Annotated in this window: 22 protein-coding genes; 2 read left to right on the top strand and 20 right to left on the bottom strand. The window is 66.9% G+C overall.

Annotated features, from left to right (window positions below; translation table 11 throughout):
• Positions 1-101: 101 nt before the first annotated feature.
• On the top strand, positions 102-965 hold the full coding sequence (locus G566_RS0109560; protein WP_022680450.1) for an alpha/beta hydrolase: 864 nt from the start codon (positions 102-104) through the stop codon (positions 963-965).
• Here the strand turns inward: G566_RS0109560 and G566_RS0109555 are convergent.
• The 20 genes from G566_RS0109555 to G566_RS0109460 all read right to left on the bottom strand — a co-directional run bounded on the left by G566_RS0109555 (position 955) and on the right by G566_RS0109460 (position 23,562).
• Entirely contained in the window at positions 955-2,121 is a 1,167-nt protein-coding gene (locus G566_RS0109555) for a DUF1501 domain-containing protein (RefSeq protein WP_022680449.1), read from the bottom strand. The genes G566_RS0109560 and G566_RS0109555 overlap by 11 nt on opposite strands.
• Positions 2,118-3,560 (bottom strand): DUF1800 domain-containing protein, encoded by a 1,443-nt coding sequence (locus G566_RS0109550; RefSeq protein WP_022680448.1) that lies wholly within the window; start codon positions 3,558-3,560, stop codon positions 2,118-2,120. The genes G566_RS0109555 and G566_RS0109550 overlap by 4 nt, the downstream gene beginning before the upstream one ends.
• Before the next feature lie 141 nt (positions 3,561-3,701).
• Positions 3,702-5,222, bottom strand: coding sequence for a cell division protein FtsZ (ftsZ, locus tag G566_RS0109545; protein ID WP_022680447.1), 1,521 nt, complete (start codon positions 5,220-5,222; stop codon positions 3,702-3,704).
• A 59-nt stretch (positions 5,223-5,281) separates the two neighbouring features.
• Positions 5,282-6,559, bottom strand: a complete 1,278-nt coding sequence (gene ftsA / locus G566_RS0109540; RefSeq protein ID WP_040605527.1) for a cell division protein FtsA — start codon at positions 6,557-6,559, stop codon at positions 5,282-5,284.
• A gap of 7 nt (positions 6,560-6,566) precedes the next feature.
• On the bottom strand, positions 6,567-7,442 hold the full coding sequence (locus tag G566_RS14090) for a cell division protein FtsQ/DivIB (RefSeq protein WP_022680445.1): 876 nt from the start codon (positions 7,440-7,442) through the stop codon (positions 6,567-6,569).
• On the bottom strand, positions 7,439-8,386 hold the full coding sequence (locus G566_RS0109530; protein ID WP_022680444.1) for a D-alanine--D-alanine ligase: 948 nt from the start codon (positions 8,384-8,386) through the stop codon (positions 7,439-7,441). The genes G566_RS14090 and G566_RS0109530 overlap by 4 nt, the downstream gene beginning before the upstream one ends.
• On the bottom strand, positions 8,383-9,279 hold the full coding sequence (gene murB / locus G566_RS0109525; protein WP_022680443.1) for a UDP-N-acetylmuramate dehydrogenase: 897 nt from the start codon (positions 9,277-9,279) through the stop codon (positions 8,383-8,385). The genes G566_RS0109530 and murB overlap by 4 nt, the downstream gene beginning before the upstream one ends.
• On the bottom strand, positions 9,276-10,712 hold the full coding sequence (gene murC / locus G566_RS0109520) for a UDP-N-acetylmuramate--L-alanine ligase (protein ID WP_022680442.1): 1,437 nt from the start codon (positions 10,710-10,712) through the stop codon (positions 9,276-9,278). Before murC ends, murB begins: the two co-directional genes overlap by 4 nt.
• The gene (murG, locus tag G566_RS14085; RefSeq protein ID WP_022680441.1) at positions 10,709-11,833 is read right to left on the bottom strand and encodes an undecaprenyldiphospho-muramoylpentapeptide beta-N-acetylglucosaminyltransferase; all 1,125 of its coding nucleotides are present in this window, start codon (positions 11,831-11,833) and stop codon (positions 10,709-10,711) included. The genes murC and murG overlap by 4 nt, the downstream gene beginning before the upstream one ends.
• Complete coding sequence (locus G566_RS0109510) at positions 11,830-13,029, bottom strand: FtsW/RodA/SpoVE family cell cycle protein (RefSeq protein ID WP_022680440.1); 1,200 nt, start codon at positions 13,027-13,029, stop codon at positions 11,830-11,832. The genes murG and G566_RS0109510 overlap by 4 nt, the downstream gene beginning before the upstream one ends.
• Positions 13,030-13,039: 10 nt before the next feature.
• The gene (gene murD, locus G566_RS0109505) at positions 13,040-14,305 is read right to left on the bottom strand and encodes a UDP-N-acetylmuramoyl-L-alanine--D-glutamate ligase (RefSeq protein WP_022680439.1); all 1,266 of its coding nucleotides are present in this window, start codon (positions 14,303-14,305) and stop codon (positions 13,040-13,042) included.
• A gap of 103 nt (positions 14,306-14,408) precedes the next feature.
• Entirely contained in the window at positions 14,409-15,482 is a 1,074-nt protein-coding gene (mraY, locus tag G566_RS0109500) for a phospho-N-acetylmuramoyl-pentapeptide-transferase (protein ID WP_022680438.1), read from the bottom strand.
• The gene (locus G566_RS0109495; protein ID WP_029131499.1) at positions 15,479-16,864 is read right to left on the bottom strand and encodes a UDP-N-acetylmuramoyl-tripeptide--D-alanyl-D-alanine ligase; all 1,386 of its coding nucleotides are present in this window, start codon (positions 16,862-16,864) and stop codon (positions 15,479-15,481) included. Before G566_RS0109495 ends, mraY begins: the two co-directional genes overlap by 4 nt.
• Positions 16,861-18,303, bottom strand: coding sequence for a UDP-N-acetylmuramoyl-L-alanyl-D-glutamate--2,6-diaminopimelate ligase (locus tag G566_RS0109490; protein ID WP_022680436.1), 1,443 nt, complete (start codon positions 18,301-18,303; stop codon positions 16,861-16,863). Before G566_RS0109490 ends, G566_RS0109495 begins: the two co-directional genes overlap by 4 nt.
• Positions 18,304-18,305: 2 nt before the next feature.
• Positions 18,306-20,045: a peptidoglycan D,D-transpeptidase FtsI family protein gene (locus G566_RS0109485; RefSeq protein WP_022680435.1), complete on the bottom strand. Its 1,740-nt coding sequence runs from the start codon at positions 20,043-20,045 to the stop codon at positions 18,306-18,308.
• Entirely contained in the window at positions 20,045-20,554 is a 510-nt protein-coding gene (locus G566_RS0109480; RefSeq protein ID WP_022680434.1) for a hypothetical protein, read from the bottom strand. Before G566_RS0109480 ends, G566_RS0109485 begins: the two co-directional genes overlap by 1 nt.
• Entirely contained in the window at positions 20,551-21,513 is a 963-nt protein-coding gene (rsmH, locus tag G566_RS0109475) for a 16S rRNA (cytosine(1402)-N(4))-methyltransferase RsmH (protein ID WP_022680433.1), read from the bottom strand. Before rsmH ends, G566_RS0109480 begins: the two co-directional genes overlap by 4 nt.
• On the bottom strand, positions 21,510-22,001 hold the full coding sequence (locus tag G566_RS0109470) for a division/cell wall cluster transcriptional repressor MraZ (protein ID WP_156874482.1): 492 nt from the start codon (positions 21,999-22,001) through the stop codon (positions 21,510-21,512). Before G566_RS0109470 ends, rsmH begins: the two co-directional genes overlap by 4 nt.
• 338 nt (positions 22,002-22,339) lie before the next feature.
• Positions 22,340-22,564 carry a hypothetical protein gene (locus tag G566_RS0109465; protein ID WP_022680431.1) on the bottom strand — a complete coding sequence of 75 codons (225 nt, stop codon included), beginning with the start codon at positions 22,562-22,564 and terminating at the stop codon, positions 22,340-22,342.
• Between the two features lie 23 nt (positions 22,565-22,587).
• Positions 22,588-23,562 (bottom strand): cysteine synthase A, encoded by a 975-nt coding sequence (locus tag G566_RS0109460; protein ID WP_022680430.1) that lies wholly within the window; start codon positions 23,560-23,562, stop codon positions 22,588-22,590.
• 285 nt (positions 23,563-23,847) lie between these two features.
• Between G566_RS0109460 and G566_RS0109455 the strand changes: the two genes are divergently transcribed.
• Complete coding sequence (locus tag G566_RS0109455; RefSeq protein ID WP_022680429.1) at positions 23,848-25,287, top strand: ABC transporter substrate-binding protein; 1,440 nt, start codon at positions 23,848-23,850, stop codon at positions 25,285-25,287.
• The last annotated feature ends 57 nt before the right edge of the window (positions 25,288-25,344 follow it).

Genomic DNA, 25,344 nt, shown 5'->3' with positions numbered 1-25,344 from the left:
CATGCTGGCACACGAGAGCCCAGCCCAACGAACGGGTGCAGGGACGAGTCCCTGCCCGCCGGAGGCTTTCCTTTTCTGCTTCAACCCCTTATCGGGCCGGCATGATGTCCCGCCGCTCGCTACTCTCCGTCGCTGCTCTGACGCCACTGGCCGCAGCCTGTTCGCCGCTGGGCGCCTTGAACGGCCTCAACCGGCTCACGCCCGGTGATGGCGGCGTGGAGCAACTGGTGGACGGAGCGGCCTTCGGAACCGATCCGCGCCAGAAGCTTGATGTGTGGGCACCCCAAGGCGCCAACCAGAAATTGCCTGTCATCGTCTTCTTCTATGGCGGCAGCTGGAACAGCGGCCTCAGGCAAGGTTATGGCTTTGCGGCGCGGGCGCTGGCGGCGCGCGGCTTTGTGGTGGTGGTGCCGGACTATCGACTGGTGCCGCAGGTGCGCTGGCCGGCGTTCGTGGAGGATGGCGCGGCGGCGATGAAATGGGTCAGCGCCAATATCGCCGCTCACGGTGGGGATCCGGCCCGCGTGGCGGTGATGGGCCACAGTGCCGGCGCTCACATCGCGCTGTTGTTGGCGCTCGATCGGCGCTGGGGCGTGGCAGACCAGATCAAGGCCGCCGTGGGCCTGGCTGGGCCTTATGATTTCCGGCCGTTCGTGGCCGGCGGCGCGGCGGATGCGGCGTTGGGCAAGGCGGCCGATCCGAACGACACGCAGCCGATCCATTTCGCCCGCGCCGATGCGCCGCCGCTGCTGCTGTTGCATGGCGAGACCGATACCACCGTGCTGCCGCGCAACAGCCAGCGGTTGGCCAATGCGTTGACCGATCTGGGTGGCCGCGCCGAGGTGAGGCTCTATCCCGATGTTGGCCACATCGGCATCTTGCTGGCCTTGTCCAAGCCGTTTCGCGGCAAGGCCAATGCGCTCACCGATGCCAGCAACTTTTTGCTGCGTGTGCTTACGCCCTGATCAGTGCCAGTGGTGGGGCCGGGGCTGCGGGGAACACGCGGCGTGTCACCAGGTCCGGGTCCAACCCGAACAAGCCCGCTGCGGCCCCGGCAAACAGGCTATTGAGGCTGGTCGTTGGCAGCAGATCGCGGCCTTCGTAAAGAGTGCTCAAGCCCGGCCAATCACCCAGCACGCGGCCCGCTGCCGGGCCACCCTTCAATTGACCTCCAGCCAGCAGCGCCGCGCTTGCCGTGCCGTGATCAGTGCCGCCGGTGCCGTTGGCCGCCACGGTGCGGCCGAATTCGGTGGCGGCGATCACCAGCGTGTTGGCCCAGGCTGGGCCCAGGCCGGTTTTGAGCGTGGTGATCACGCCATCCAGTTGGCGCAGCTGATTGCCCAGCCGCAGCGCCTGGCCGGCATGCGTGTCCCACCCGCCCAGATCGAGCACGGCGATGCGTGGGCCCGCCGGATCAGCAAGCAGACGCGCGGCGCTGGTAGCGAGGTCTTGCGGATTGCCGGTGCCGCCATCGTTGGTGCCAGCCATCATCTCGGTGGCCATCGCCTCGCTCCACAGCCGGTGCAGCAGCGCGTCATTCTCATACAGCGCGGCAACGCGGGCTTTCAGGCTGGCGCTGGCATCGGGCAGGCGGCTGGGGGCAAAGTTGGTGGTGGGCGCAGCCCCGCGCAACAGCGCGGGCAGGGTGGCGGCAATGGCGACGGGCGGCGGGGCCGCTGGTAGCAGAGGCAGTAGCCGGTTCAGCCAACCATCCTTCAGCGCATAAGCCGCATTGCCGCCGGTCTCGAGGATGTTCTGCGCATCGAAATGGCTGCGCTCGCGATAGGGGCTGGCGATGGCGTGCACCACGCTGGCCTCGCCTGCCGCGAACAGCCCGGCAAAGCCTTTGAGTGCCGGATGGGCGGCAAAATCGCTGGTCAGCTTCAGCATGGCGCCGAACTGCTCGGGCGGCTGGGCGAGGCCCCCACGCAATTGGTTCAGGCGGGCATCGCCAATCGGCGGGATGGCGGCCAGCCCGTCCATGGCGCCGCGCAGGATTATGAACACCAGGCGTTGATCGGTGCCGGCCGCCGCTAGCGCCAGCTGTGGGGTCAGGGCAAAGCCACCGATGAGGGCGCCGCGCGCCAGCAGGGAACGGCGGTTGATTTTGGGGTCGATCATCGGCGCAAGAATTCTGGAGCGACGAGGAGCAGCGCGAGGCCCTCGGCCGGGCTTTCTGCCCGTGCAATGGCGCTGGCGGTGGCAGGCGACAGCGTGCCGGGCAGAATGCGCGGCGCAAGGCTGCGCGCATCGAGAGTGGCGGCCAGCGGCGCAGCGATGCGGCTGGCGACTTCCACCCGGCGCAGCAGCGCATCGGGCGCGGCCCAGCGCGCGGCGTCATCCTCCCAACCGGCGGGTGAACCGGGGCGCCACACAGGCTGGCCCAGTTCGCGTAGCGCGCCGATCGCCTGCAGTGGCGGCACGTTCTCGCGGCCCAGGGCGCGCAGGGACGAAACCAGCCAGTCCCACGGCGTCTTGAACTTGGCCAATGGTGTCGCCCAGGCTTCCGGGGCTTCGATCAAGGCGCGATAGAGCGCCGGCAATTGCCCGCCGCTGGCCAGGTAGGCGGCGGCCATGCGATCAACCAGCGCCGGCGGCGGCGCATCGGCGACAAAATGCCGGGCGAGTTTCACCGCGAGGCGACGGGCGGTGAGGGGATTGAGCGCAAGATCCTGCAAAATGGCCAGCGCCTGCGCCTCGCCATTCTGGCGATAGGGGCGCCCCGCCACGGTTACACCGCCCGGCTCATGCCAGGCCGGCTGGAAGACGAACTGCCCGTCTGGCGCGGCCACCCCCAAAGGCCGGCGCACGAAGCCGCCGATGCTCCAGCCGGTGAGCGCGCGGGCGAGGCCGGCGACATCGGCCTGCGTATAGTTGCCGGCACCCAGCGTGTGCAGTTCGAGGATCTCGCGGGCCAGATTTTCGTTCAGGCCAGGCTGACGGGGGGCGTTACGGCGGCGGGCCGCCTCACCCAGCAGGCTGTTTGGGCCGATCGATTGCGCCTGATCCAGATAGAATTGCATCCCCGGATGGCGAGTGATGGCCAGCAGCATGTCGCTGAACCGGCCGCCGATGTTGGGGCGGATGGCTTCGAACTCCAACGGGCCGCCCATGGTGGCGGTGGCCAGCTTGTCGGTGGAAATGGCGAAATGATTGGCCCAGAAATGCACCAGCCGTTCGGCAAAGGGGGTCGCGCTGGTGAGCGAGAGCGTCAACCGCGCACCGACCTGCCCGCCATAGGCCTGGGCAAAGGCCTGGCGGCGCTCGCGTTGGGCCTGGTTGGCCCCCATCTCGTTGGCCGCTTCGGCTTCAGGGCCACGTGGCGCTTCTGGATCGCCCGGCCGGCGGGCGCCGATCAGACCTTGCCGGCGCAGCTGCGCCAGATTCTGCCGATATTGCAGGGTCATCGCCGCAGCATTGGGGAGGGCGGTGATCACGGCCGGGCGTGGATCAAATCGACCAAGTTGACCCAGCAGCCAGCCGCGCGGATCGGCAGGCGCTGCATCGCTGGGGCGGGCGCCAAGGCCGAAGCGATTGAGGGCAATTGCAGAAAGGCTCATGCCATCAACAACGCTGCAGCGCGGCTTTTCCCTCGCACGAAAAAGGCCCGGCTGTTGCCAGCCGGGCCTTGATCATCTTGCAGCGTGAACGGTCTGCAATGGGTTGTGGGACAAGTCCGTCCGTTGCAGCCCACGCCTGTCTCAGCGATTCACCTGCCGCTTCATGAAGCCGGGCACATCATCATCGCTGGCCTGCGGCGGTTCCGGCTGCGGCGCTAGCGTGGCGGGCGGCGCTTCCGGGGCGCGCGGCTTGCGGCTCATGCCCATCATGCGTTCAAACAGGGTCAGCGGGCGATCTTCAGCCACCGGCTCCGGCGCCGGAGGCGGGTTCGCCGCCGGGCCAGCGACAGGTCCAGACACTGCCGGCGTGACCGGTGTGAAGGTGAAGCTGGTTTCAATCCGTTCGCCCATCTCGGCCAGATCCATGGCGTCGTCCTCCACCGCGTCGGCGGGTTCGGGCTGATTGCCATCGATGCCATCGAGCACGCGTGCCATGGCTTCCTCGCCCACGGGCAAGTCAAGCGTCGGGGCAACGGGCGCTTCGTTCACCGGTTCCGGTTCCGGCTGCACTTCAGCCACCGGCTCCAGCTCCGGTTCCGGCTGGCTGATCGGCGGCGGCATAGTGAAGATGCTGGGCTGCGAAAGGAAGGCCGGTGCGGCCGCCTTCTTCTGCGGCGCCGGTACCGGCATCGGGCGGCTGGCAGCATCGATGCCGGTGGCGACCACGCTCACCCGCATCAGGCCATCCAGATCTTTGTTGAAGGCGCTGCCCACGATGATGTTGGCTTCGGTATCGACCATGTCGCGGATGTAGGAAGCGGCTTCGTCCACTTCCATCAGCTTCAGATCGTCGCCACCGGTGATGTTGATGATGACACCCTTGGCGCCGCGCATCGACACTTCATCGAGCAGCGGGTTGGCAATCGCCTTCTGCGCCGCTTCGATGGCACGGCCTTCGCCCGTGGCTTCGCCGGTGCCCATCATCGCCTTGCCCATCTCGCTCATCACGGTGCGGATGTCGGCGAAATCGAGGTTGATCAGGCCCGGCATGATCATCAGATCGGTGATGCCGCGCACGCCCTGATGCAGCACCTGGTCCGCCATCGCAAAGGCGTCCTTGAAGGTGGTGTTGGCGTTGGCGATCAGGAACAGATTCTGGTTCGGGATGATGATCAGCGTGTCGACATGCTTCTGCAGTTCGGCAATGCCTTCCTCGGCGGCGCGCATGCGCTTGGCGCCTTCAAAGCTGAACGGCTTGGTGACGACACCAACCGTCAATATGCCCTTTTCGCGCGCAGCGCGGGCCACGACTGGGGCTGCGCCCGTGCCGGTGCCGCCGCCCATGCCGGCGGCGATGAAGCACATGTGCGCGCCATCCAGCGCGGTTTCGAGTTGCTCAAGCGTTTCCTCGGCGGCAGCACGGCCGATTTCCGGGCGGGCGCCGGCGCCCAGGCCCTGTGTGATCTTCATGCCAAGCTGGATGCGGGTGCCAGCCGGGCTCATGGCCAGCTGTTGGGCATCGGTGTTGGCGACCACGAACTCCACGCCCATCAGATCGGCGGCAATCATGTTGGCCACCGCATTACAGCCGGCACCGCCGACACCAATGACAGCGATACGCGGCTTCAGTTCGGTCAGTTCTGGCTTGGCGAATTCCAGCATGTCGTGTCTCCCGAGGTCAAAAGCATACTAGATGATGCGTGAATCGCTGGGAAGTGACTTCACAGACTTCCCCACAGTTTTTCGATGACTCCCCCGAATCCGCGCCGAAGCGAGGGAGCTTCGCCCGACACTTGCGCATGCCACACGTCGCCGGGGTCGCCTTGCGCAAACAGCACCAGGCCGGCCAGTGTCGCAAAGGCCGGGCCTTCCTGCGCCACCGGCAGGCCGGTAAGGCCGCGCGGCCGCCCGATGCGCACGTTGCAGCCCAGATAGGAGCCGGCATAATCGGCGATCGAGCGCAGATCGGAGCCGCCGCCGGTCAGCACGATCCGCCGTGCCTGCGGGCCGACAAAACCCAGCGATAACAGCGCCTTGCCAATCTCGCCGAACAACATGTCGAGCCGGGTGCGGATAACGCCCACCAGTTGTGCGCGTGGTACCTTACGGGCTTCCACGCTGCCATCCTCGACCGACGGCGTGATCAGCACCGGGTCGGACTGATCACGGATGGTGGCCACTGCCGCGCCATCAAAGGTCTTCAACCGTTCGGCAATGCTGCGCTTGGTGTCGAAGGCCGCCGCAATGTCGTCGGTGATGTCGGCGCTGCCCATGGGCACGGTGGCGACGCCCACGGCGATGCCGAACTTGTGCACGGCAATGCTGGTCATGCCGGCGCCGATGTCGATCAGCGCCACGCCGATATCGCGCTCTTCCTCGTCCAGCACGGCGAGGCTGGCGGCCAGCGGGCTGGCAACCAGCGTGGAAATGCCCAGGTGCGATTGCGCCACGGCGCGGGTGAAGTTCAGAATCGCCGGTGTGTCGGCAGTGACGACATGGATATCCATGCCCAGCCGATCGGCATGCAGGCCCAGCGGGCTTTCAACGCCGGGCAGGCCATCCAGCGTGTACAGCGCCGGCAAGGCATGCACCACGCTGCGCCCGCGCGGATCGATGGCGGCACGGCCGGCCTGGCGCAGCGTCACCATGTCGGTGGGGGTGATGCTGGCGCCAGCGATGTCGATCTCGGCACTGGCCATGCTACTGGCCATGTTGCCGGCGGCAAAGCTGGCCACAACACTGTCCATCTGCATGCCGGCCGCGCGTTCGGCCTGGTCAATGGCGCCACGGATCGCCATTTCGGCCTTGTCGAAATCTGTCACGGTGCCGCGCTTCAGGCCCATGCAGGGCTTTTGCCCGCTGCCGATGATCCGCGGCGGTCCGTCGCCTCCCACCAGCGCAATCAAGGCCGATACTTTCGAGGTGCCGACATCAAGCACGGCGACCGGCCGTTCGGACTGGCTCCGGCCAAGGGGAGGAAGGGGAATACGGGGGGCCATATGTTCCTCAGATCTTTTGGGCCTGTGCGGCGGCGCGGCGCGCCTTTTCCGCTTCGGCCAATGTTTCGGCCACCGCAGGTCCCGCAACGATCATGCGGCCCGGCAACCGCAGATCGAACCGGGTGAAACGCCCGCCCAGCAACCGCTCCGGCCCCTGCCCATCCAACTTGGCAAATGTGGCCAGCGCCGCGCGGGCCTGGCCGGGCTGATCGGGCAGCGCCAGCGTCTCGCCACTCTTGAACCGCAAATCCCAGCGGCGGCCACCCACGAACACGGCGGCATTCACGTCACGGCCCAGCGGCGTTGCGGCGATCAGTTCCAGCGCGTCGCGCACGCGGGCATTGGCGCCGGCACCAACCAGGATCGGCAGATCGTTCCAGCGTTCCAGGCGCTCGCGGGTCAGCACCTTGCCGGTGATATCGATGGCGGCCAGGCGCTGGTGATACTGCCAAAGCGCGACGGGTTTGCGTTCCTTCACCTCGATCACCAGCGTATCGGGCAGGCGGCGCTGCACGCTGGCATCGGCCAGCCACGGCAGCGCGCGCAGCCGGTCGCGCACATCGTCCAGATCGGTGGCGAGCATGGCGTTGCTCGGGCCATTCAAGACGGCGGCATAGATCGCCAGCCGCTCCTGCTCACGGGCGCCGGTCAGTTCGACATGGCGCACTTCCCACCCTTGCGCGGCGGTCCATTCCACAAAGCCGTTCCAGATGCGCTGCGGCACGCCCACGGCGACCATCACCGCGATCGCAATCGCCAGTAACACCGCGCCACCGATACCCAACTGCTGGCGGGTGATTTTCTGTGCGCCAGACACGCGCGTCGGCCGATTCTGCGCGGCTTTTGGTGGCCTGGCGCCGCGTTTCAGAACGGCGGCAGTCATGGCTGGCCTCCCTTACCGTGGTCGCGCCCAAAATCATGCAGGGCCATATCGATCAGGCGCTGCACCAGTTGCTCGTAACTGATGCCGCGATACTTTGCCTGCTCCGGCACCAGGCTCAAGGGCGTCATGCCCGGCTGGGTGTTGGTTTCCAGCAGGAACAGGCCGGCCAGCCCCAGCGCCGGATCCCAACGGAAATCGGAACGGCTGGTGCCCCGGCAGCCAAGCGCACGGTGGGCGGTCAGCGCATGGGCCAGGCAGGCGGCTTCCACATCGGCCGGCAGTTCGGCGGGGCAGATGTGCAGGGTCATGCCATCGGTATATTTGGCTTCGTAATCATAAAAGCCGCTGGAGGTCTGCAATTCGGTCACGGCCAGGGCTTCGTCGCCGATCACCGCCACGGTCAATTCCTTGCCGGCCACAAACGGCTCGGCCAGCAGTGTTTCGAATGCAGCCCAAGGCCCTGGCACGTCGCGGCGGATGGGATTGCCGTAATTGCTGGCGTCGGTGACGATGGCGACGCCGACGGACGAGCCTTCGTTGACCGGCTTCAGCACATAAGGCCGGGCCAGCGGATCGCCGTCGAACAGGCTTTCACTGGTAACGACCTTGCCCAGCGGCATCGGCACGCCCGCCGGCACCAGCACTTTCTTGGTGAGTTCCTTGTCGATGGCAATGGCCGAAGTGGTCAGCCCGCTGTGCGTGTAGCAAAGGCCCAGCAGGTCCATCAGGCCTTGCACCGTTCCATCTTCGCCTGGCGTGCCGTGCAGCGCGTTGAACACCACATCAGGCGCGGCCTCGATCAGGCGCTGCGCCACATCGCGGCCCATGTCGATTTCCACCACGTCGTGGCCCAGGCTGCGGCAGGCCTGCGCGATGCCGCGGCCGGAGGTGAGGGACACCTCGCGCTCCGCCGACCAGCCGCCCATGAGCACTGCCACCTTCATTGCACCCGCCCCACGCGCTGGATTTCCCACTCCAACGACACGCCCTGCGTGCGCAGCACATGGGCGCGCACCAGTTCGCCCAGCGCCTCGATATCGGCGGCGGTGGCGCGGTGACTGTTGATCAGGAAATTGCTATGCTTCTCGCTCACTTCAGCCCCGCCAACCCGCAGCCCTCGGCAGCCGGCATTGTGCACCAGTTCCCAGGCCTTGTGCGGCGCTGGATTCTTGAAGGTGGAACCGCCGGTGCGGGTGCGCAGCGGCTGGCTGGCTTCGCGGGCGGCGGCGATGCGGTCCATCTCGGCCTGGATGGCGGCCTTCTCGCCGGGTTGACCCTTGAGACGTGCCGAAACGACGATCTCGCCGTCCTGCAGATTGCTGTGGCGATAGCTGTAGTCGAGCGCCGACAGGGCGCGGGTTTCAATGCTGCCGTCCCGGGTAACCACCATGACGTCCATCAGCACATCGGCGACTTCGCGGCCATAAGCGCCGCCGTTCATCCGCACGAAGCCGCCCACCGTGCCGGGGATGCCGCGCAGGAATTCCAGGCCCGCCACGCCGGCATCGCGCGCGGCGCTGCTCACCGCGATGCCCGATGCACCGCCGCCACAGGTGAGTGTGTCGCTTGTCGCGCTGACCTTGCCGAACGCCTTGCCCAGCCGCACCACAACGCCCGGCACGCCGCCATCGCGCACGATCAGATTGCTGCCCAGCCCCAGCGCCATCACCGGCACATCGGCAGGCAGGGTTTTCAGGAAAGCGCGCAGATCATCGACATCGGCCGGCTCGAACAACCAGTCCGCCACGCCGCCGGCCTTGAACCAGACGAGCGGCGCCAGCGGCGCAGACGCCGTCAGCTTGCCGCGCGCGGCCGGAGGGGCGGCGAGGGCTGTCACCCCGCCTTCACCTTGCCGATTGCATCGGCAAGGCCCGCGGCCCACTTGGTGATGTCGCCAGCGCCCAGGCAGATGACCTGGTCACCCGGCTGCACCACGCTGGCCAGTTTCACCGCCAGATTGTCGGCGCCTGTCACCGTGTCGGCGCTCGGGTGTCCGGCCGCGACCAGCCCGGCGGCGAGCGCAGCGGCGTCCACCCCTTCGATGGGTGCTTCTCCGGCAGCATAGACGGGTGCGACATAGACCATGTCGGCATCGTTGAAGGCGGCGCAGAAGTCCGCCATCAGATCGCGCAATCGCGTGAAGCGGTGTGGCTGCACGACCGCAATCACGCGCCCGGTTGCGCCTTCGCGGGCGGCGGCGAGCACGGCGCGGATTTCCACCGGATGGTGGCCATAATCATCGATGATGGTGGTGCCGGCCACTTCGCCGACCTTGGTGAAGCGGCGCTTCACGCCGCCAAAGCGGGCCAGGCCGGCCCGCAGGCCCGCATCATCCACGCCCAGTTCCAGCGCCACGGCAATGGCGGCAAGCGCGTTCTGCACATTGTGGCGGCCCGGCATCGGCAGCACCAGATCATCAATGCGGCGCTGGCCATCACGGGTGCGCACCAGAACCGAGAAGCGGTTACCGCCCGGCACCGGCGTCACGTCCAGCCCGCGCACATCGGCAGTGGCGGCAAAGCCATAGGTGATGATCCGTCGATCCGACACGCGCGGGATCAGCGCCTGCACTTCCGGGTGATCGATGCAGAGGATCGCGGCGCCATAGAAAGGCACGGCGTGGACGAAGCGTTCGAAGCCCTGCTTCACCGCTTCGAAATTGCCCCAGTGATCGAGATGTTCGGGATCGATGTTGGTGACGATGCCGAAGGTGCCGGTCAGCCGCAGGAAGCTGCCGTCGCTTTCATCAGCTTCCACCACCATCCAGTCTGACGCGCCCAGGCGGGCGTTGGAGCCGATCGAATTGATGATGCCGCCGTTGATCACCGTGGGATCAAGCCCGCCGGCATCCAACAATGTGGCGACCATGGAAGTCGTGGTGGTCTTGCCGTGGGTGCCGGCAACCGCCACGCAGCTTTTCAGCCGCATCAGTTCGGCCAGCATTTCGGCGCGTCGCACCACCGGGATGCGCTTGGCCCGAGCGGCGACCACTTCGGGATTGTCGGCCTTGATGGCGGTAGAGGTGACCAGCACGGCGGCGTTGGCGACATTGTCCGCCTTCTGGCCGATGAAGACCTTGATGCCCTTCTTCCGCAGGCCTTCGACCACATAACCTTCAGCAGAATCGCTGCCCTGCACGTCAAAGCCCAGATTTGCCATCACCTCGGCAATGCCGGACATGCCGATACCGCCGATGCCGACGAAGTGGATGACGCCAATATCGGTGCGGAAACCGGGGCGCAGGCGGAGATTTTCGGGAGCGGGGTTCATGCGATCAATCCGGTGGCAATGACAAGATTGGCCAGGCGTATCGCGGCCTCGGGATGACCGGCGGCACGCGCTGCGGCGGCGGCTTCGGCCAAGCCCTTCCGGTCTGTCAGCCACCCCGTCAAGGCCTCTGCCAGTTGCTCTGGCGTAAAATCCTGTTGACGGATCATCTGCGCACCGCCGACTGCCACCAGGGCGGCGGCATTGTCGGCCTGATGATCATCGGTTGCGATCGGCAGTGGCACCAATATGGACGGCCGGCCCATCACCGCGAGTTCCGCCACCGTCGACGCGCCTGACCGGGCGATGACGATATGGCTGGACGCCATTTCAGCGGGGAGGTCGGGGAAGTATGCGGCGATGGTCGGCTCGATCCCGGCATCGTGGTAAGCGGCCAGCATCTCCTCGCGATCCTCGTCGCGGCCCTGGTGGGTGATGTCCAGGTTGGCGCGGACAGCGGCCGGCAGCAGCCGTACAGCGGCCGGCACCACCCGGTTCAAAACTGCCGCTCCCTGGCTGCCGCCGGTCACCAAAAGCTTCAAGCGGGCAGCATTTTCGTCGAATTTTACATCCCGGGCAGCCAGAACTTCGGGGCGCACCGGGTTGCCGACGAAATGCGCCCGGCGCTGCCAACTGCCCTCCATGCGGCGCACGCGGGGGAAACTGGTGGCGATGGCGCGCACCCGCGGCGCCAGATAGCGGTTGGTGCGGCCGAGCACGGCATTCTGTTCGTGGATCAGGCAGGGCAGGTACAGCGAAAGGCCAGCGAGTAGCCCCGGCAAGGCCGGGTAGCCGCCGAAGCCGATGACGGCGCGGGGGTGTATGTCCTTGAAAAGCTTGCGCGCGGCGCTGCGGCCTTTCCAGATCGACAGCGCCACCTGCGGCAGTGACCGCCAGCCGCTGCGACCGGTGGAAGCCGCCTCCACCTTGGTCACCGGCACGCCCGGAAACAGGCCAGGGAAGCGCAAGCCGCGTTCATCCGTCACCAGATGAACCTTGTGGCCCCGCGCCATCAGCTCCAGCGCCAGGCAATGCGCCGGCACCATGTGGCCGCCGGTGCCGCCAGCGCACAGCACATAAGTGCCGCCGGGGCCGGGAGTCATCTGGCGGGGATTGTCCGTCATGCCGCGCGCAGGCTGCCGGGCGGCCGCGCCCAGGGCTGGCCCTTCAGGAACGGGTTGCAGCGGGTCAGCGCCAGCAGCAGCCCGGCGCCGACGCAGATGGCGAGATAAGAGGAGCCGCCGTGGCTGATGAACGGCAGGGTCATGCCCTTGGACGGCAGCAGTGCCAGATTGACCATCATGTTGATCGCCGCCTGGAAGCCGAATTGCGCGGCCAGGCCGGCGGTAGCGAGGAACACGAACGGATCTTCCTCGTCCATCGCCACCAGCAGGGCGCGCACCACCAAGCCCATGAACAGGCCGGCCAGCATGAAGCAGGCGATCAGGCCGAACTCCTCACCGATGACCGAGAAGATATAGTCGGTCTGGGCTTCAGGCAGGCGGAACTTCATGCGGCCTTCGCCTGGCCCGGTGCCCAGCCATCCACCGGCGCGAAAGCAATCGAGCGCCTTGTCGATCTGGAAGGTGTCGCCGGTGCCCAATATCCATTTGTCGATGCGGGCGGCGAAGTGATCGAGGGTGAAATAGGCCGCGACCAGCCCGACGATGCCCAGCCCAGCCAGCGCGCCGACGATGGTGAGCGACAGGCCGGCCAGCATCGCCTGGGTGAGCCACACCGCCGAAATCAGCGCCGATTGGCCGACATCCGGCTGGGCGATCAGGCAGATCAGCGCCATACCGAGCAGCCCCAGACTGATCTGCATGGTGGGCAGGCTGCGGTCTTCAACCTTAAGGCTGAGCAGCCAGGCTGTGGTGACGATGAAGCAGGGCTTGAAGAACTCTGACGGCTGGAACTGGAACCCTGGCAACTGGATCCAGCGCGCCGCGCCGTTGGCACCGCCGCCGATGAATGGCACCAGCAGCAGCGCGACCAGGCAGCCCAGTGTGCCAATGACCGCCAGCCGCTTCAGCAGGCGCATGTCCAGCATCGAGGTCGCCAGCATCAGCGGCAGACCCAGCGCCACCCAACCCAATTGGCGATAGAGAAAATAGAGATCGTCAAAGCGCAGCGCGGTGCCCGAAAGCCTGCGGGCAGCGGCCGGGGAAGCGGCCGCCACGGCAACGATGCCGGCGGCGACCAGCGCGAAGATGATGATCAGCAGCGTCTTGTCGATCGTCCAGAACCAGCGGCCGATGGTGGAGCGGTCCCCGCGCGTGAGCGCGGCGGCAAGCGTGCGATTGGTGCTGCGGCTGGCCATCTGGTCCCCCTCAAAGTGCCGCGACCGCTGCCCGGAAGGCAGCGCCGCGGTCCTCGAAATCCTTGTATTGATCGAAACTGGCAGCAGCCGGGCTGAACAGCACGACCTCGCCCGGTTTGGCGGCGACGAGAACATCCGCCATGGCATGCGCCAGCGTGCCCGACTGGGTGACCGGCACCTGGCCCTGCAGTTGTTCGGCAAACATTGGCGCCGCTTCGCCGATCAGATAGGCGCCCACGACGCCGCCCATATGCGGCAGGATCGCCGACAGATCGGCCTTGCCGTTGGCATCCAGCTTGGGCCGGCCACCGGCAATCCAGTGGATGCGTGGGTAGGCGGTCAGCGCCGGGGCGGTGCTGTCAGCGTTGGTGGCCTTGCTATCGTTCACCCACAGCAGGCCGCGCTTTTCACCCACCGGTTCCATGCGGTGGGCGAGTGCCTGATAGGTGGCGAGGCCGCGCGCGATCACGTTGTCGGCGATGCCAAGCGCGCGGGCCGCAGCAATGGCGGCACGGGCGTTTTCCAGGTTGTGCGGTCCTTTCAGCGCCGGCCAGTTGCTTTGCGGAGAGGGCAGCACCACATTCTCTATGAGCAGCACCGGCCCCGAAGCCACCGACCACGTGGCCTGCGCTGCCTTGCCAACGATGGCCGTGCTGCCGGGCTTCTGCATGGCAAACAGCCGCGCCTTGGCACCGGCATAGCCAGCCATGGTGCCGTGCCGTTCCAGATGGTCGGGCGTAATGTTGGTGAGGATCGCGACGTCGCAGGCCAGGCTGTGGGTGATCTCGAGTTGATAGCTCGACAATTCCAGCACCCACACGCCGCCGGCCGGCAGGGGATCCTGTGCCATGATGGGCAGGCCGATGTTGCCGCCCATGGCTGCCGGGATGCCGGCAGTGGTGCACAGATGATGCAGCAGCGCGGTGGTGGTCGATTTGCCGTTGGTGCCGGTGATGCCAACGATGCGCGCGGCTGGCTGGCTGAGGGCAAACAGCTCGGTATCGCCAAGCACCGGCACACCATAGCGAGCAGCGGTGGCGAAAATCGGTGCGGAGTGGGGCACACCGGGCGACACGACAATAGCTGCGAGCCCGGTCAGATCAGCCGTGTTCAGATCGACCAGCGCGCCCTCGTACGACGCCCGCGCCGCTTCGCCATCATCCCACGCCCACACTTCACCGCCAGACGCGGCCAGCGCAGCCGCTACGGCGCGCCCCGTACGGGCCAGGCCCAGCACGCCCCAGCGTTTGCCGGCAAAGGCGGGCGAGGTAATCACCGGCGCAGCGTCCTCCCCCCCCGTGCGCCACGGTTACGCAGCAGCACACGCGGTGCGGGGTATGCAGGTTCAAGGAGGAGGACGCTGCTGACGAGCATGGCCATCACCGAAGTTTCAGTGTCGCCAGGCCCGCCAAGGCGAGCAGGATGGCGATGATCCAGAAGCGGATCACCACGGTCGATTCTTTCCAGCCTTTCTTTTCATAATGATGGTGCAGCGGCGCCATGCGGAACACGCGCTTGCCTGTCGTCTTGAAGCTCGCCACCTGAATGATGACTGAAAGCGTTTCGAGCACGAACAGCCCGCCGATCACCAGCAGCACCAGTTCGTGATTGGTGATCACCGCTATGGTGCCGAGCGCGCCGCCCAAGGCCAGGCTGCCGGTGTCGCCCATGAACACCATCGCCGGCGGCGCGTTGAACCACAGGAATCCCAGACACGCCCCGATCAACGCCGCGCAGAACACCGCCAGTTCGCCCGATCCCGGCACATGATGGATGCCGAGATAATCTGAAAAGCGGATGTTGCCGACCAGATAGGCAATCACCGCAAAGGCTGCGGCGGCAATGATGACCGGCATGGTGGCGAGGCCATCAAGGCCATCGGTAAGGTTCACGGCGTTGCCGAAACCGGTCACGATGAAGGCGGCAAAGGCAATGTAGAACAGGCCCAGATAAAGCCCGGCATCCTTCAGGAACGGCAGATAGAGGGTGAAGCCGGTGCGGCTGGCGATCCACGAGCAGGCGAGGCCTGCAATCAGGAACTCCATGGCCAGGCGGGTCCGGCCGGAAACGCCCTTGTGGCTCTGCTTGGTCACCTTGTCATAATCATCCATGAAACCGATAGCGCCGAAACCCAGCGTCACCAGCAGGCTGGCCCACACGAAGCCATTGCCGAAATCCATCCACATCAGCGTGGAAATGGTCATGCCGATCAGGATCAGCAGGCCGCCCATCGTCGGCGTGCCGCGTTTGGTGAGCAGATGCCATTCCGGGCCGTCTTCGCGGATCGGCTGGCCCTTACCCTGCTTGGCGCGCAGCATGTCGATGAAGCGGGGGCCGAGCACCAAGGCGATGGCCAGGCTGGTCATCAACGCCGCGATCGCCCGGAAGGTGATGTAACGGAAGATGTTGAACAGGCCTTCATAGCCGGCGAGATCGGCAAGCAACTTGATCATGGCATCATGTCTCCGCTGGCCAGCGCCTCGATGACGCGGGCCAGCCCGATCGAATTGGACCCCTTGACCAGCAGCACATCATCGGCCGCAATCATTCGGGCGATTTCGGCGCGTGCGGCATCGGCATCGGCGACGTGGCGCACATCGATGCTGCGGCCCAGGGCGGCGGCCAGCGGTTTCATTTCCGCGCCGACCAGCACGGCGGCAGCAACGCCGGCTTCGCGAATGTGCGGCGCCAGCCCGGCGTGGAATTCATCCGACAGCGCGCCCAGTTCCTTCATGCTGCCCAGCAGCGCCAGGCGGCGACCGTGGCGCGCGGGCGCAACCGCCTTCAGCACGGCGAGGCTGGCCGCCATGCTGGCCGGATTGGCATTATAGGCTTCGTCGATCACGATGGCCTGACCGGCACCGGCGGCCACCCGCAGGCGGCGGCCGCGACCGGGCAGATCATTCAGTTCGGCCAGCGCCAGGCCGGCCAACGCCAGATCGGCGCCAGCGGCCTGCACGCCGGCCAGTACGGCCAGCGCGTTGTTGACCCAATGCTGGCCGGCCATACCAATCTTGAAGGTGAGGGTTTCCTTGCCGATACGGGCGGTCACGCAACTGCAATCGGGGTGCAGCGCCACTTTCTCGGCGTGCACATCGGCGCCGTCGTTCAGTCCGAAACGCACCACCTTGGCGCCAGCATCGGCGGCGGCGCCGGCCAACAGATCGGCATGAGGATTGTCGTGCGGGATGATGGCGGTGCCGCCCTTTGGAAGCCCCGCAAAAATCTCGGCTTTCGCCATCGCGATATCGGATTCGGTGGCGAAGAATTCGCGGTGCGCCGATGCCACCCAGGTGACGATGGCGATGTGCGGGCGCACCAATTGCGTCAGTTCGGCCAGTTCGCCGCTGTGGTTCATGCCCATTTCGAACACGCCAAAACGCGACGCCGCCGGCATCCGCGCCAGCGACAGGGGTACACCTGTGTGATTGTTGTAGCTTTTCACGCTGGCGTGCACGGCATCCGGCGCAAAGCGTGACAGAGCCGCCTTCAGTGCTTCCTTCACCCCGGTCTTGCCAACACTGCCGGTCACGCCGATGCGGGTGGCGCGGCTGCGGTCGCGCGCGGCAGCGCCCAACGCGTTCAGGGCGACCATCGTGTCGGCCACGCGGATATGCGCTGCGTCAACCGCCTCGCTCACCAGCAGGCCGGCGGCGCCGCGCTCCAGCGCCTTGCCAATGAAACGATGGCCATCGGTGGCTTCGCCCTTCAGGGCAATAAACAGGTCTCCCGCTACGACCTCGCGGCTGTCGAACGTCACGCCATTGGCTGCGAACTCGCCGGCCGCCGTGCCTTCGCACGCTTCGGCGATGGCGGCGCTGGTCCATAGGCTCATGCCGCGCACTCCCGCGCCACGGTCACGTCGTCGAACGGCAGCACCCGGTCGCCCACAGTCTGGCCTTGCTCATGGCCCTTGCCGGCGATCAGCACGATGTCGCCGGCAAGGGCCATGGTAATGGCCGCGGCAATTGCCCGGCGGCGATCCGCTATTTCCTGTCCGCCGGGCGTGGCAGAGAGGATGGAGGCGCGGATGGCCGCCGGGTTTTCACTGCGGGGATTATCGTCGGTTACAACGACGACATCGGCATGGGCGGCCGCAGCCTCCCCCATCAGGGGACGCTTGCCGGCGTCACGGTCGCCGCCGGCCCCAAAAACGATGATCAGCCGGCCCGTCACATGCGGGCGCAGCGCCGCACAGGCTGCGATGATGGCATCGGGCGTGTGGGCATAATCCACATAAACGGCAGCACCTGAACGCGTGATGACCGCGCGCTCCAACCGACCGCGCACTCCCGACACACGGGCGAGATTGCCCAGCGTCTGCTTGATGTCGCCGCCAGTGGCGATCACCAGCCCGGCGGAAACCAGCGCGTTGGCGGCCTGATAGGCGCCGATCAGCGGCAGTGCGATTTTATGGGTCTGGCCGCCGGCTTCGATGACCAGATCCTGGCCCAGCGCCGTGGGAGTGCGCTTGATCAGCTTCAGCGTTTCGCCGGTTTCACCCACGGTGAGCAGTGTGAGGCCGCGCTGGCGGGCGGCAGCGATCATGCGGGCCGACCAGTCGCCATCGTCGGCCCAGATCACTGCATGGCCGCCAGCGTCTACCACGTCCGACATCAGGCGGGTCTTGGCGGCGAAATAGGCCTCCATGGTGCCGTGGTAGTCAAGATGGTCGCGGGAAAGATTGGTGAAGGCTGCGGCCGTGACCGGCAGACCCTCGGTGCGATACTGATCAAGCCCGTGGCTGGAGGCTTCGAACGCGGCGTGGCTGATGCCTTCACGCGCCAAGCCGGCCATGGTGGCCAGAAACGTCACGACATCGGGCGTCGTCAGGCCGCCGGTGCCATCGCGCGGGGAAACGCTGTCATAACCGGTGGTCACGCCCAGCGTTCCGATGCTGGCAGCGCGGTGCCCTGCCGCCTGCCACAGCTGGCGGGTGAGTTCGGCCGTGCTGGTCTTGCCGTTGGTGCCGGTGATGGCAACCGTGGTGGCCGGGAAGGGCGCGAAATAGCGGGCGGCCAGTGCTGCAAAAGCCCGGCGCGGATTGGCATCGGCCACGTGCAACACGCCCTCCACCCTGGCTTCGGGGCGTGCCACGATGGCGATGGCGCCGGCGGCGATGGCGGCTTCGATATAGTCCTCGCCGTTCACGCGGGCGCCCTGGAAGGCGCCAAAGATAGTGCCCGGCGCGACCTTGCGGTGATCAAGCGCAAAGCCGGTGACGATTTCATCACCGGCTTTGCCTGCATTGGGGAGGAGCGCGCCGAGCCGCATCGCTATTCCTTGGCTTCGACGGCGGCCGGCAGCAGGCCCGTCAGATCCAGATCACGATTGGGTTCGGGCACGACACCCAAAGGCGGTGCGATGCGGCGGATGATGTTGTTGATGGTCGGCGCCACCACCATGCCGGCGGTGCGGAAGCCATAGGTGGATTTGCTGCCGCGCGGATCGTCGATCATGGCGACCACGACATAGCGCGGCGCATCGACGGGAAAGACAGCGGCGAAGTTCACCACATTCTGCCCGCGCACATAACGACCATTCTCGATCTTCTCGGCCGTGCCGGTCTTGCCGCCCACGCGGTAACCAGGCACGTCGGCCTTGCGACCGGTGCCCTTGGTGACAACCAAGCGCAGCAGCCGGCGCAATTCCATGCTTGTGCGTTCCGAAAACACCCGGCGGCCTGGCTGCACCGCGGCCGCATCGCGCTTCAACAATGTGGGCGCACGGTAGATGCCGCCGTTGACCAGCGTTGCATAGCCATTGGCCAGGTGCAGCGGCGAGACAGTGAGGCCGTGGCCATAGCTGATCGTCATGGTGGCGCTCTGGCCCCAGTTCGACAGCGGCGGGAATTGCGGGCGGGCCTTTTCCTTAAGCTCGACCTCGACGGGCCTCAGGAAGCCCAGCTTGTCGAGATATTCGCGCTGGCGATCGCGGCCCAGCTCCACGGCCATGCGCGCGGTGCCGATGTTGCTGGAATAAATAAAGATTTCCGGCACGGTGAGCCAGCGGTTCTTGGCGTGATCGTCGCGGATGCGGAAACCGGCAACATAGAGCGGCGCGGTGGCGTCATACAGCTTCTGCAGGTTGGTGAGCGTGCCGGTTTCCAGCGCGGTGGCGATGGTGAAGGCCTTGAAGGTGGAGCCCAGTTCATAACCGCCCAGCGTCACCCGGTTGAAACGGCTGCCGTCGTCGTTCTGGGTGGTGTATTTGGTGCCATCGGCGCGCTGGCCCGGCACGTTGGGGTTGAAATCCGGCAAGGACACCATGGCCAGCACTTCGCCGGTGTTCACGTCCATCACCACGCCGGCGGCGCCCTTGGCGTTCTGATCGGCCACCAGCGCGGCCAGTTCATTTTGCATCGCCTGCTGCACGCGCACATCGATGGAGAGCGCCAGTGGCGCCGCGCGCTGCACCGGATCGGCGAGGCGCTGGTCAAAGGCCTTCTCCACGCCAATCAGGCCATGGCCGTCATCGTCGGTATAGCCCAGCGCCTGCGAGGCGAGGTTGATGTTGGGATAGAGGCGTTCGGCTTCCCGGGTCAGCTCGATCGCCGGTTCGCCCAAGTCATTGATTCGGCGGGCCTGGCCGGGCAGAACGCGGCGGGCCAGATAGCGCAGGCCCTTGGATGAGGTGAGGTCGGTCAGGATTTCGTCGCGGGTGCGTTCCGGCAGGATTTCAGCCAGCTTGGTGGCCAGCACTTCCGGATCGGAGGTGAGCCGGCGCGGGATGACGGTGATGGCATAGGCTTCAAAGGTACGGGCCAGTTCAACGCCGTTGCGATCAACAATGTCACCGCGCGGCGGGGCGGCGCTGATCAGTTTGGTTTCGCTTCCGGGGGTGCCCTGGATCACGGAAAGATCGACCAGCCGCACCAGGATGATCAGGGCCAGAACCGGGAACAGCATGATCAGGAAGGCCAGCCGCTGCCGGGCCTGGGCGCGCGCCGTCACCCGTTCCCCAGCCACTGCCGGGGCGGCGCCGATCAACGGATCATTGCCGGGGATGCTGGCCATCAGGCCTCCCCGTCCTGCGGCTCAGCCGGCAGCATTTCCGGTTCGATAACAGGGGCTGGTGCGTCGCCGAAACTGGTGCGGACCAGGCGCGCGGCGCTGCCGGGCTGTGCCGGTGCGGGGCCAGACTGTGCCGGCGGGCTGCCGGCCGCTGGCGGCAGGCTGCCGGGCGCTGCCGGGCCAATTTCGGCCACCGCGAACTGCACGGTCGGCCCGGCATCGGGCCGGGCGGCAAAGCTGGCCAGCTGCACCGGCGAGCGCAGAATCTGCCCGCCCTGCGGCGCCGCCAGCTGGAACACGGCATCATTCCAGCGCTGCAATTCCGGCAGGCCGGCGCGGGTGCGCAGCTCGGCTTCCAGTTCGCGCACGCGTGACGTGTTTTCCACCAGTTCGAAGTTGAGCTTGGTCACCGCCCGGCGTTCGGCGGCGGCGCGCGTGGTGATCACTTGGGCCCCGGCCACGACGATCGTGGTGCCGGCAATCCACAACAGAGCCGAAACATACTGCCTCATGTGCGGCCTCCCTCGATTGCGGTTCCCCCAAGGACTCCCCACGCCGGGGCGGCGGTGCGCACGGCACTGCGCAAGGTAGCGCTGCGGGCACGCGGGTTGCGGGCGATCTCGGCGGCCGAAGGGCGCACGGCCTTCATCGGCTTTTCAAAGCTGGCGGCGCGGGTGGGCGCGGCCAGTGGGGCGTGGCGCGAGGCGGCCGGCGCTTGGCCGGACCGGTCGCGCAGGAAATTCTTCACCCGCCGGTCTTCGGCGGAATGGAACGAGACAACCGCCAGCCGGCCGCCGGGCTTCAGCAACCGTTCGGCGGCAACCAGCCCGGCATCCAGCTGGCCCAGTTCGTCGTTCACATGGATGCGCAGCGCCTGGAAGCTGCGGGTGGCCGGGTCCTTGCCCGGTTCGCCCCGGCCCAAGACGCGGCGGATCAGCCCGGCCAGTTCGCTGGTGCGGGCAAACGGCCGATCGGCCACGATGGCGCGCGCGATCCGGCGCGAGGCGCGCTCGTCGCCCAGATGGAAGAGCACGTCGGCAATCTCTTCCTCGCTGGCGCTGTTGATGAAATCGGCGGCGCTCATGCCTTCCTGGCTCATCCGCATGTCGAGCGGGCCATCGGCCTGAAAGGAAAAGCCACGCTCTGCCGTGTCGATCTGCATGGAGGAGACGCCGATATCGAAGGCGATGGCATCAACCGCCGTCACGCCATGGTCGGCCAGCCCTTCCGCCATTTCCGAAAACGGCCGGCGGATCAGGGTAACATCATCGGCGCCGGCGATATCGGCATTCAGCACATGGGCCTGCGGGTCGCGATCAAAGCCATAGGCGTGGCCCAAACCATGCGCCCGGGCCGCGCGCAGATAGCCGCCGGCGCCCAGCGTTGCATCGACATAGAGATCGCCGGGCTTCAGCGCGAGCGCGGCCAGCACTTCGGCCAGCAACACGGGGATGTGCGGTGCCGCACTCATGCGACCGGGCCATCGATGGGCAGGCCGCGCGTTTCCAGTTCCATCTCGATCTGGATGCGCTGCAATTCGGGCAGGCCCGGCAACGCCTTGAACGCCCAGGGATCCCACAGTTCGAAATAATCGAAGCCGCCAACAAACCAGACATGGCTGGTGATGCCGCTGACCCGGCGCAGCACCGGGGAGAGCACGATACGGCCGGCATCATCGATGCTGTGCGGCTGGGCCGAACCGAACAGATAGGCGCGCTCGTCAAAGGCTTCGCGGCTGCCGGTGTCGCTGTGGCGGGCTTCGTGGGTGGCGTGCAGTTGTTCGGCAAACAGCGTGTCGAACGCCATCAGGCAGCGGCGGCCGGCATGGCCCGGCCCGACCAGCACCTGCTTGCCGCCGGACTTCGCAGTGAGGACGTCGCGGAAGCTCGCCGGCACAGACAGCCGGTTCTTCGCGTCAACCGCGTTCAGCCCATAACCAAGATACGAATTTGCCGACACCCCATACCCCTGCCGCGGGGTGCCGTTGCAGCCAGTTTCGTCCCGATACTGCTGGGTCGATGAACGGCTGCACGGCGGATACACCCGCTGTGGAAAACGGATGTATCATGGGATTTGATGGGAGCCAATGGAATCTGATGGGCAAATGCCCGCTTAAATGGGGATATCCTTGGTGGAATGTGGCCAATTGGGGCGATGTTCCCGCCTTGTTCTAGGGTGGTTTGATGCTTGATTTGGGTTGTGGATAAGTCTGTGGGGCAGCACGCGCTGGATTCGCATGGGATTGGCCCCCACCGGGCCTGCTGATTCGCCCCGAATGCGCGGCGAATCTGGGCTGTTCACTGCTCTTCAGCCGGCCGTGTGGCCGGGCCGGGGGCGACGCCGAGCACGGCCAGGGGCTCACCGGCGCCGGGCTGTTCCTCGCGGCCGGTCGGGCCCAGGCCGGCGGCGGCGGCCAGAACGATCAGGAACACGGCTGCCAGGCCAGTCAGGCCCCAGCGCAGACGCTCCCCGCTGCGGCGGGCGCGCAGATCGGATGCAGACGAGATTGGGGGCAGATCCATCACGCTGATTCTACGCCCTTGAGTCAGACCGCGGCAAGCCCCTTCGCCGCCAGCCAATCCGGATTGTAGATGGTCGAAAGATAGCGCAGGCCGCTGTCGCACAAGATGGTGACGATCACATGGCCAGGCCCCATCTGGCGCGCCAGCCGCACCGCGCCCGCCACATTGATGCCAGAAGACAAGCCAAGGCAGATGCCTTCTTCGGCATTGAGCCGGCGCACCCAGTTCAGCCCTTCCGTATCGGGCACCCGGAACTGGGCATCCACGTGCAATCCATCGAGATTGCCGGTGATGCGCGATTGGCCGATGCCTTCCGACACGCTTGACCCTTCGGCCTTCAGTTCGCCGTGGGCAAACCAGTTGAACAGGGCAGCGCCTTCGGGATCGGTGAGCGCGATGGTGACATCGGGCTTTTCGGCGCGCAGACCCAGCGCCACGCCGGCCAGCGTGCCGCCAGTGCCCACCGCGCAGGTGAAGCCATCGATGCGGCCTTCGGTTTGTCGCCAGATTTCCGGGGCGGTGGTGCGGATGTGCGCCAGCCGGTTGGCGACATTGTCGAACTGGTTGGCCCAGATCGCGCCCGGCGTTTCCCCTGCGATGCGGCGGCTGGTGTGCACATAATGGCCGGGGTTGGCATAGGGGGCGGCCGGCACCAGCACCAGTTCGGCACCCAGCGCGCGCAGCGTGTCCATCTTTTCGCGGCTCTGGGTTTCGGGCATGACGATGATGGTTTTATAGCCACGCGCCGCGCCCACCACCGCCAGGCCGATGCCAGTGTTGCCGGCGGTGCCTTCCACGATGATGCCGCCGGGTTTGAGCAGGCCCTGTTTTTCCGCATCCTCGACGATGCCCAGCGCGGCGCGGTCCTTCACGCTGCCGCCGGGATTGAGGAATTCCGCCTTGCCCAGGATGGTGCAGCCGGTTTCCTGGCTGGGCCCCTTCAGGGTGAGCAGCGGCGTGTTGCCGATCAGGCTGATGATGTCGGGGGCGATATGCATGGGGCGCTTTTACGCCCTAGCCGGCCAGCCCCGCAAGGAAGCATAGGGTCAGGACCCATTAATTCCATGCCCCGGCACGGCCCGCTGTGCCGGGGCGCTGCGGGCCGCCCTACGGGTTGAACGGGGAGGCAAAATGGCGGCGTCGGATGGCCTTGCCGGGGGGCGCTGCCCCGCCTGCGGCCGCCCTCCTTGCCATTTTGCCTCCCCGTTCAATGACGGGGTATGGAATTAATGGGTCCTGACCCTAGTTGTGCCTTGGCAAAGCCTGGCTAGAGTAGCGCCAAGATGCGCCCCCTGTTCGTGCCTGCCCTTGCCCTGCTGTTGGCTGCCTGTTCCGGCGGCCGGCCCGGCGGCGATCTCGACGTGGCGGTGGTGGGCGAAGGGCCGCTGGCCGAAGAACTGGCGCAGGAAGCCAGCCGGGCCACGCTGATCCGGCGCGGCAGCGGCGGCGAAGTGGAGGCTGGCGTGGCGACGAGCTGGCGCTTTCTGGATGACGGCGACGATCTGATCCTGCGGCTGGCGCCCTTGCGCTGGCCGGGCGCGGGCGACAAGCCGGGGCTGGAACTGGTGGCGCAGGATGTGGCCTTGGGCCTGCGCCGCAGCGGCAATGAGGGCCGTGCCGCGCTGGCAGCCGCCGGGCTGAGCAAGCGCGGCACCGCCCGTGCGCCGATTGCCCGGGTGGTGGAACTCGCGCCGCAACCGGCCACCCCGCTGCTGCTCGATTGGCTGGCCGAACCGGCGCTGGCGGTGCGTGATCGGCGTGGTCGGCTGTTTCCCGGGCCGTATGTGCTGGAAAAGGATGGCGGGGCCTGGCGCCTGCAACGCCGCAGTGAACGGCCGCTGCCCGATGCCCGCGCCGCCAGTATCCGGATCGCGTCCGTCGACGCTGCAGAGGCCGTTTCGGCCTTTGCCAAGGGCGAGGTGCAGCTGGTGCTGGGCGAGGGCCTGGCTGGTCTGGGCGCGGCGCGGGCGGCTGGGCAGGGGCGGGCGCTGAAGCTGGAGACGGTGCCGGGCGTGATTGGGCTGGCCATCAATGCCAGAAGTGGCCTGCTCACCGATGTGCGGCTGCGCCGCGCGCTGCTGCTGGCGGCTGATGGCCGGCCGATGGCCAATCGGCTGGCGCTGGCCCTGCTGGTGCCGCAGAACCGGTTGTGGGATGGCCTGCCGCCGCCCACGGATGACCGGGCGCGCCCCGCCGAAGAACGCCGCGCGCTGGCCGCCGCGCTGCTGCGGGAGATTGGCATCGGGCCGGAACAGCCGCTGCGCCTGTCCCTGCTGGTGCCAGCCGGGTCGGAATTTCAGGCGCTGGCCGAAACGCTGGCGGCCAATCTGCAGCCGCTGGGCATCAGCCTGGCCGTGCAGCGTGCGCGCCCCGGTGGCTTTGCCGCAGCGCGGCGCAGCGGCGCGGCCGATCTGGCGCTGGTTGAACAGACGGCGCGTGTGGCCGATGTGGTGGCGCACTTGGATCAATGGCGCTGTGGCCGGGTGCGCCCGTGTAGCGCGGCTGCTGATCGCCTGCTGGATGACGCGGCGGCGGCCGGCAATGATCTCACCGCGCGGCAGGCGGCAGCGGCAGCGGCGGAAGCGGCGCTGATGGCCGATCCGGCCTTCATTCCGTTGCTGCGGCCGGTGCGCTGGGCGCTGGTGGCGAATGAACTGTCAGGGTTCCAGGCCAATCTGCTCGGGCGTCATCCGTTGGGCCGCATTGCTGGCGATGGCCGCTGAGCCTGCAACCTTTTGCACGGGTGCTGCGAAGTTCGGGCATGACCACGCGCGTCTGCA

The organism is Sandarakinorhabdus limnophila DSM 17366, from assembly GCF_000420765.1.
GTDB classification, from domain to species: Bacteria; Pseudomonadota; Alphaproteobacteria; order Sphingomonadales; family Sphingomonadaceae; genus Sandarakinorhabdus; species Sandarakinorhabdus limnophila.
Note: the sequence above shows the minus strand (reverse complement) of the source record. Positions and strands in the feature narration are given on the sequence as shown.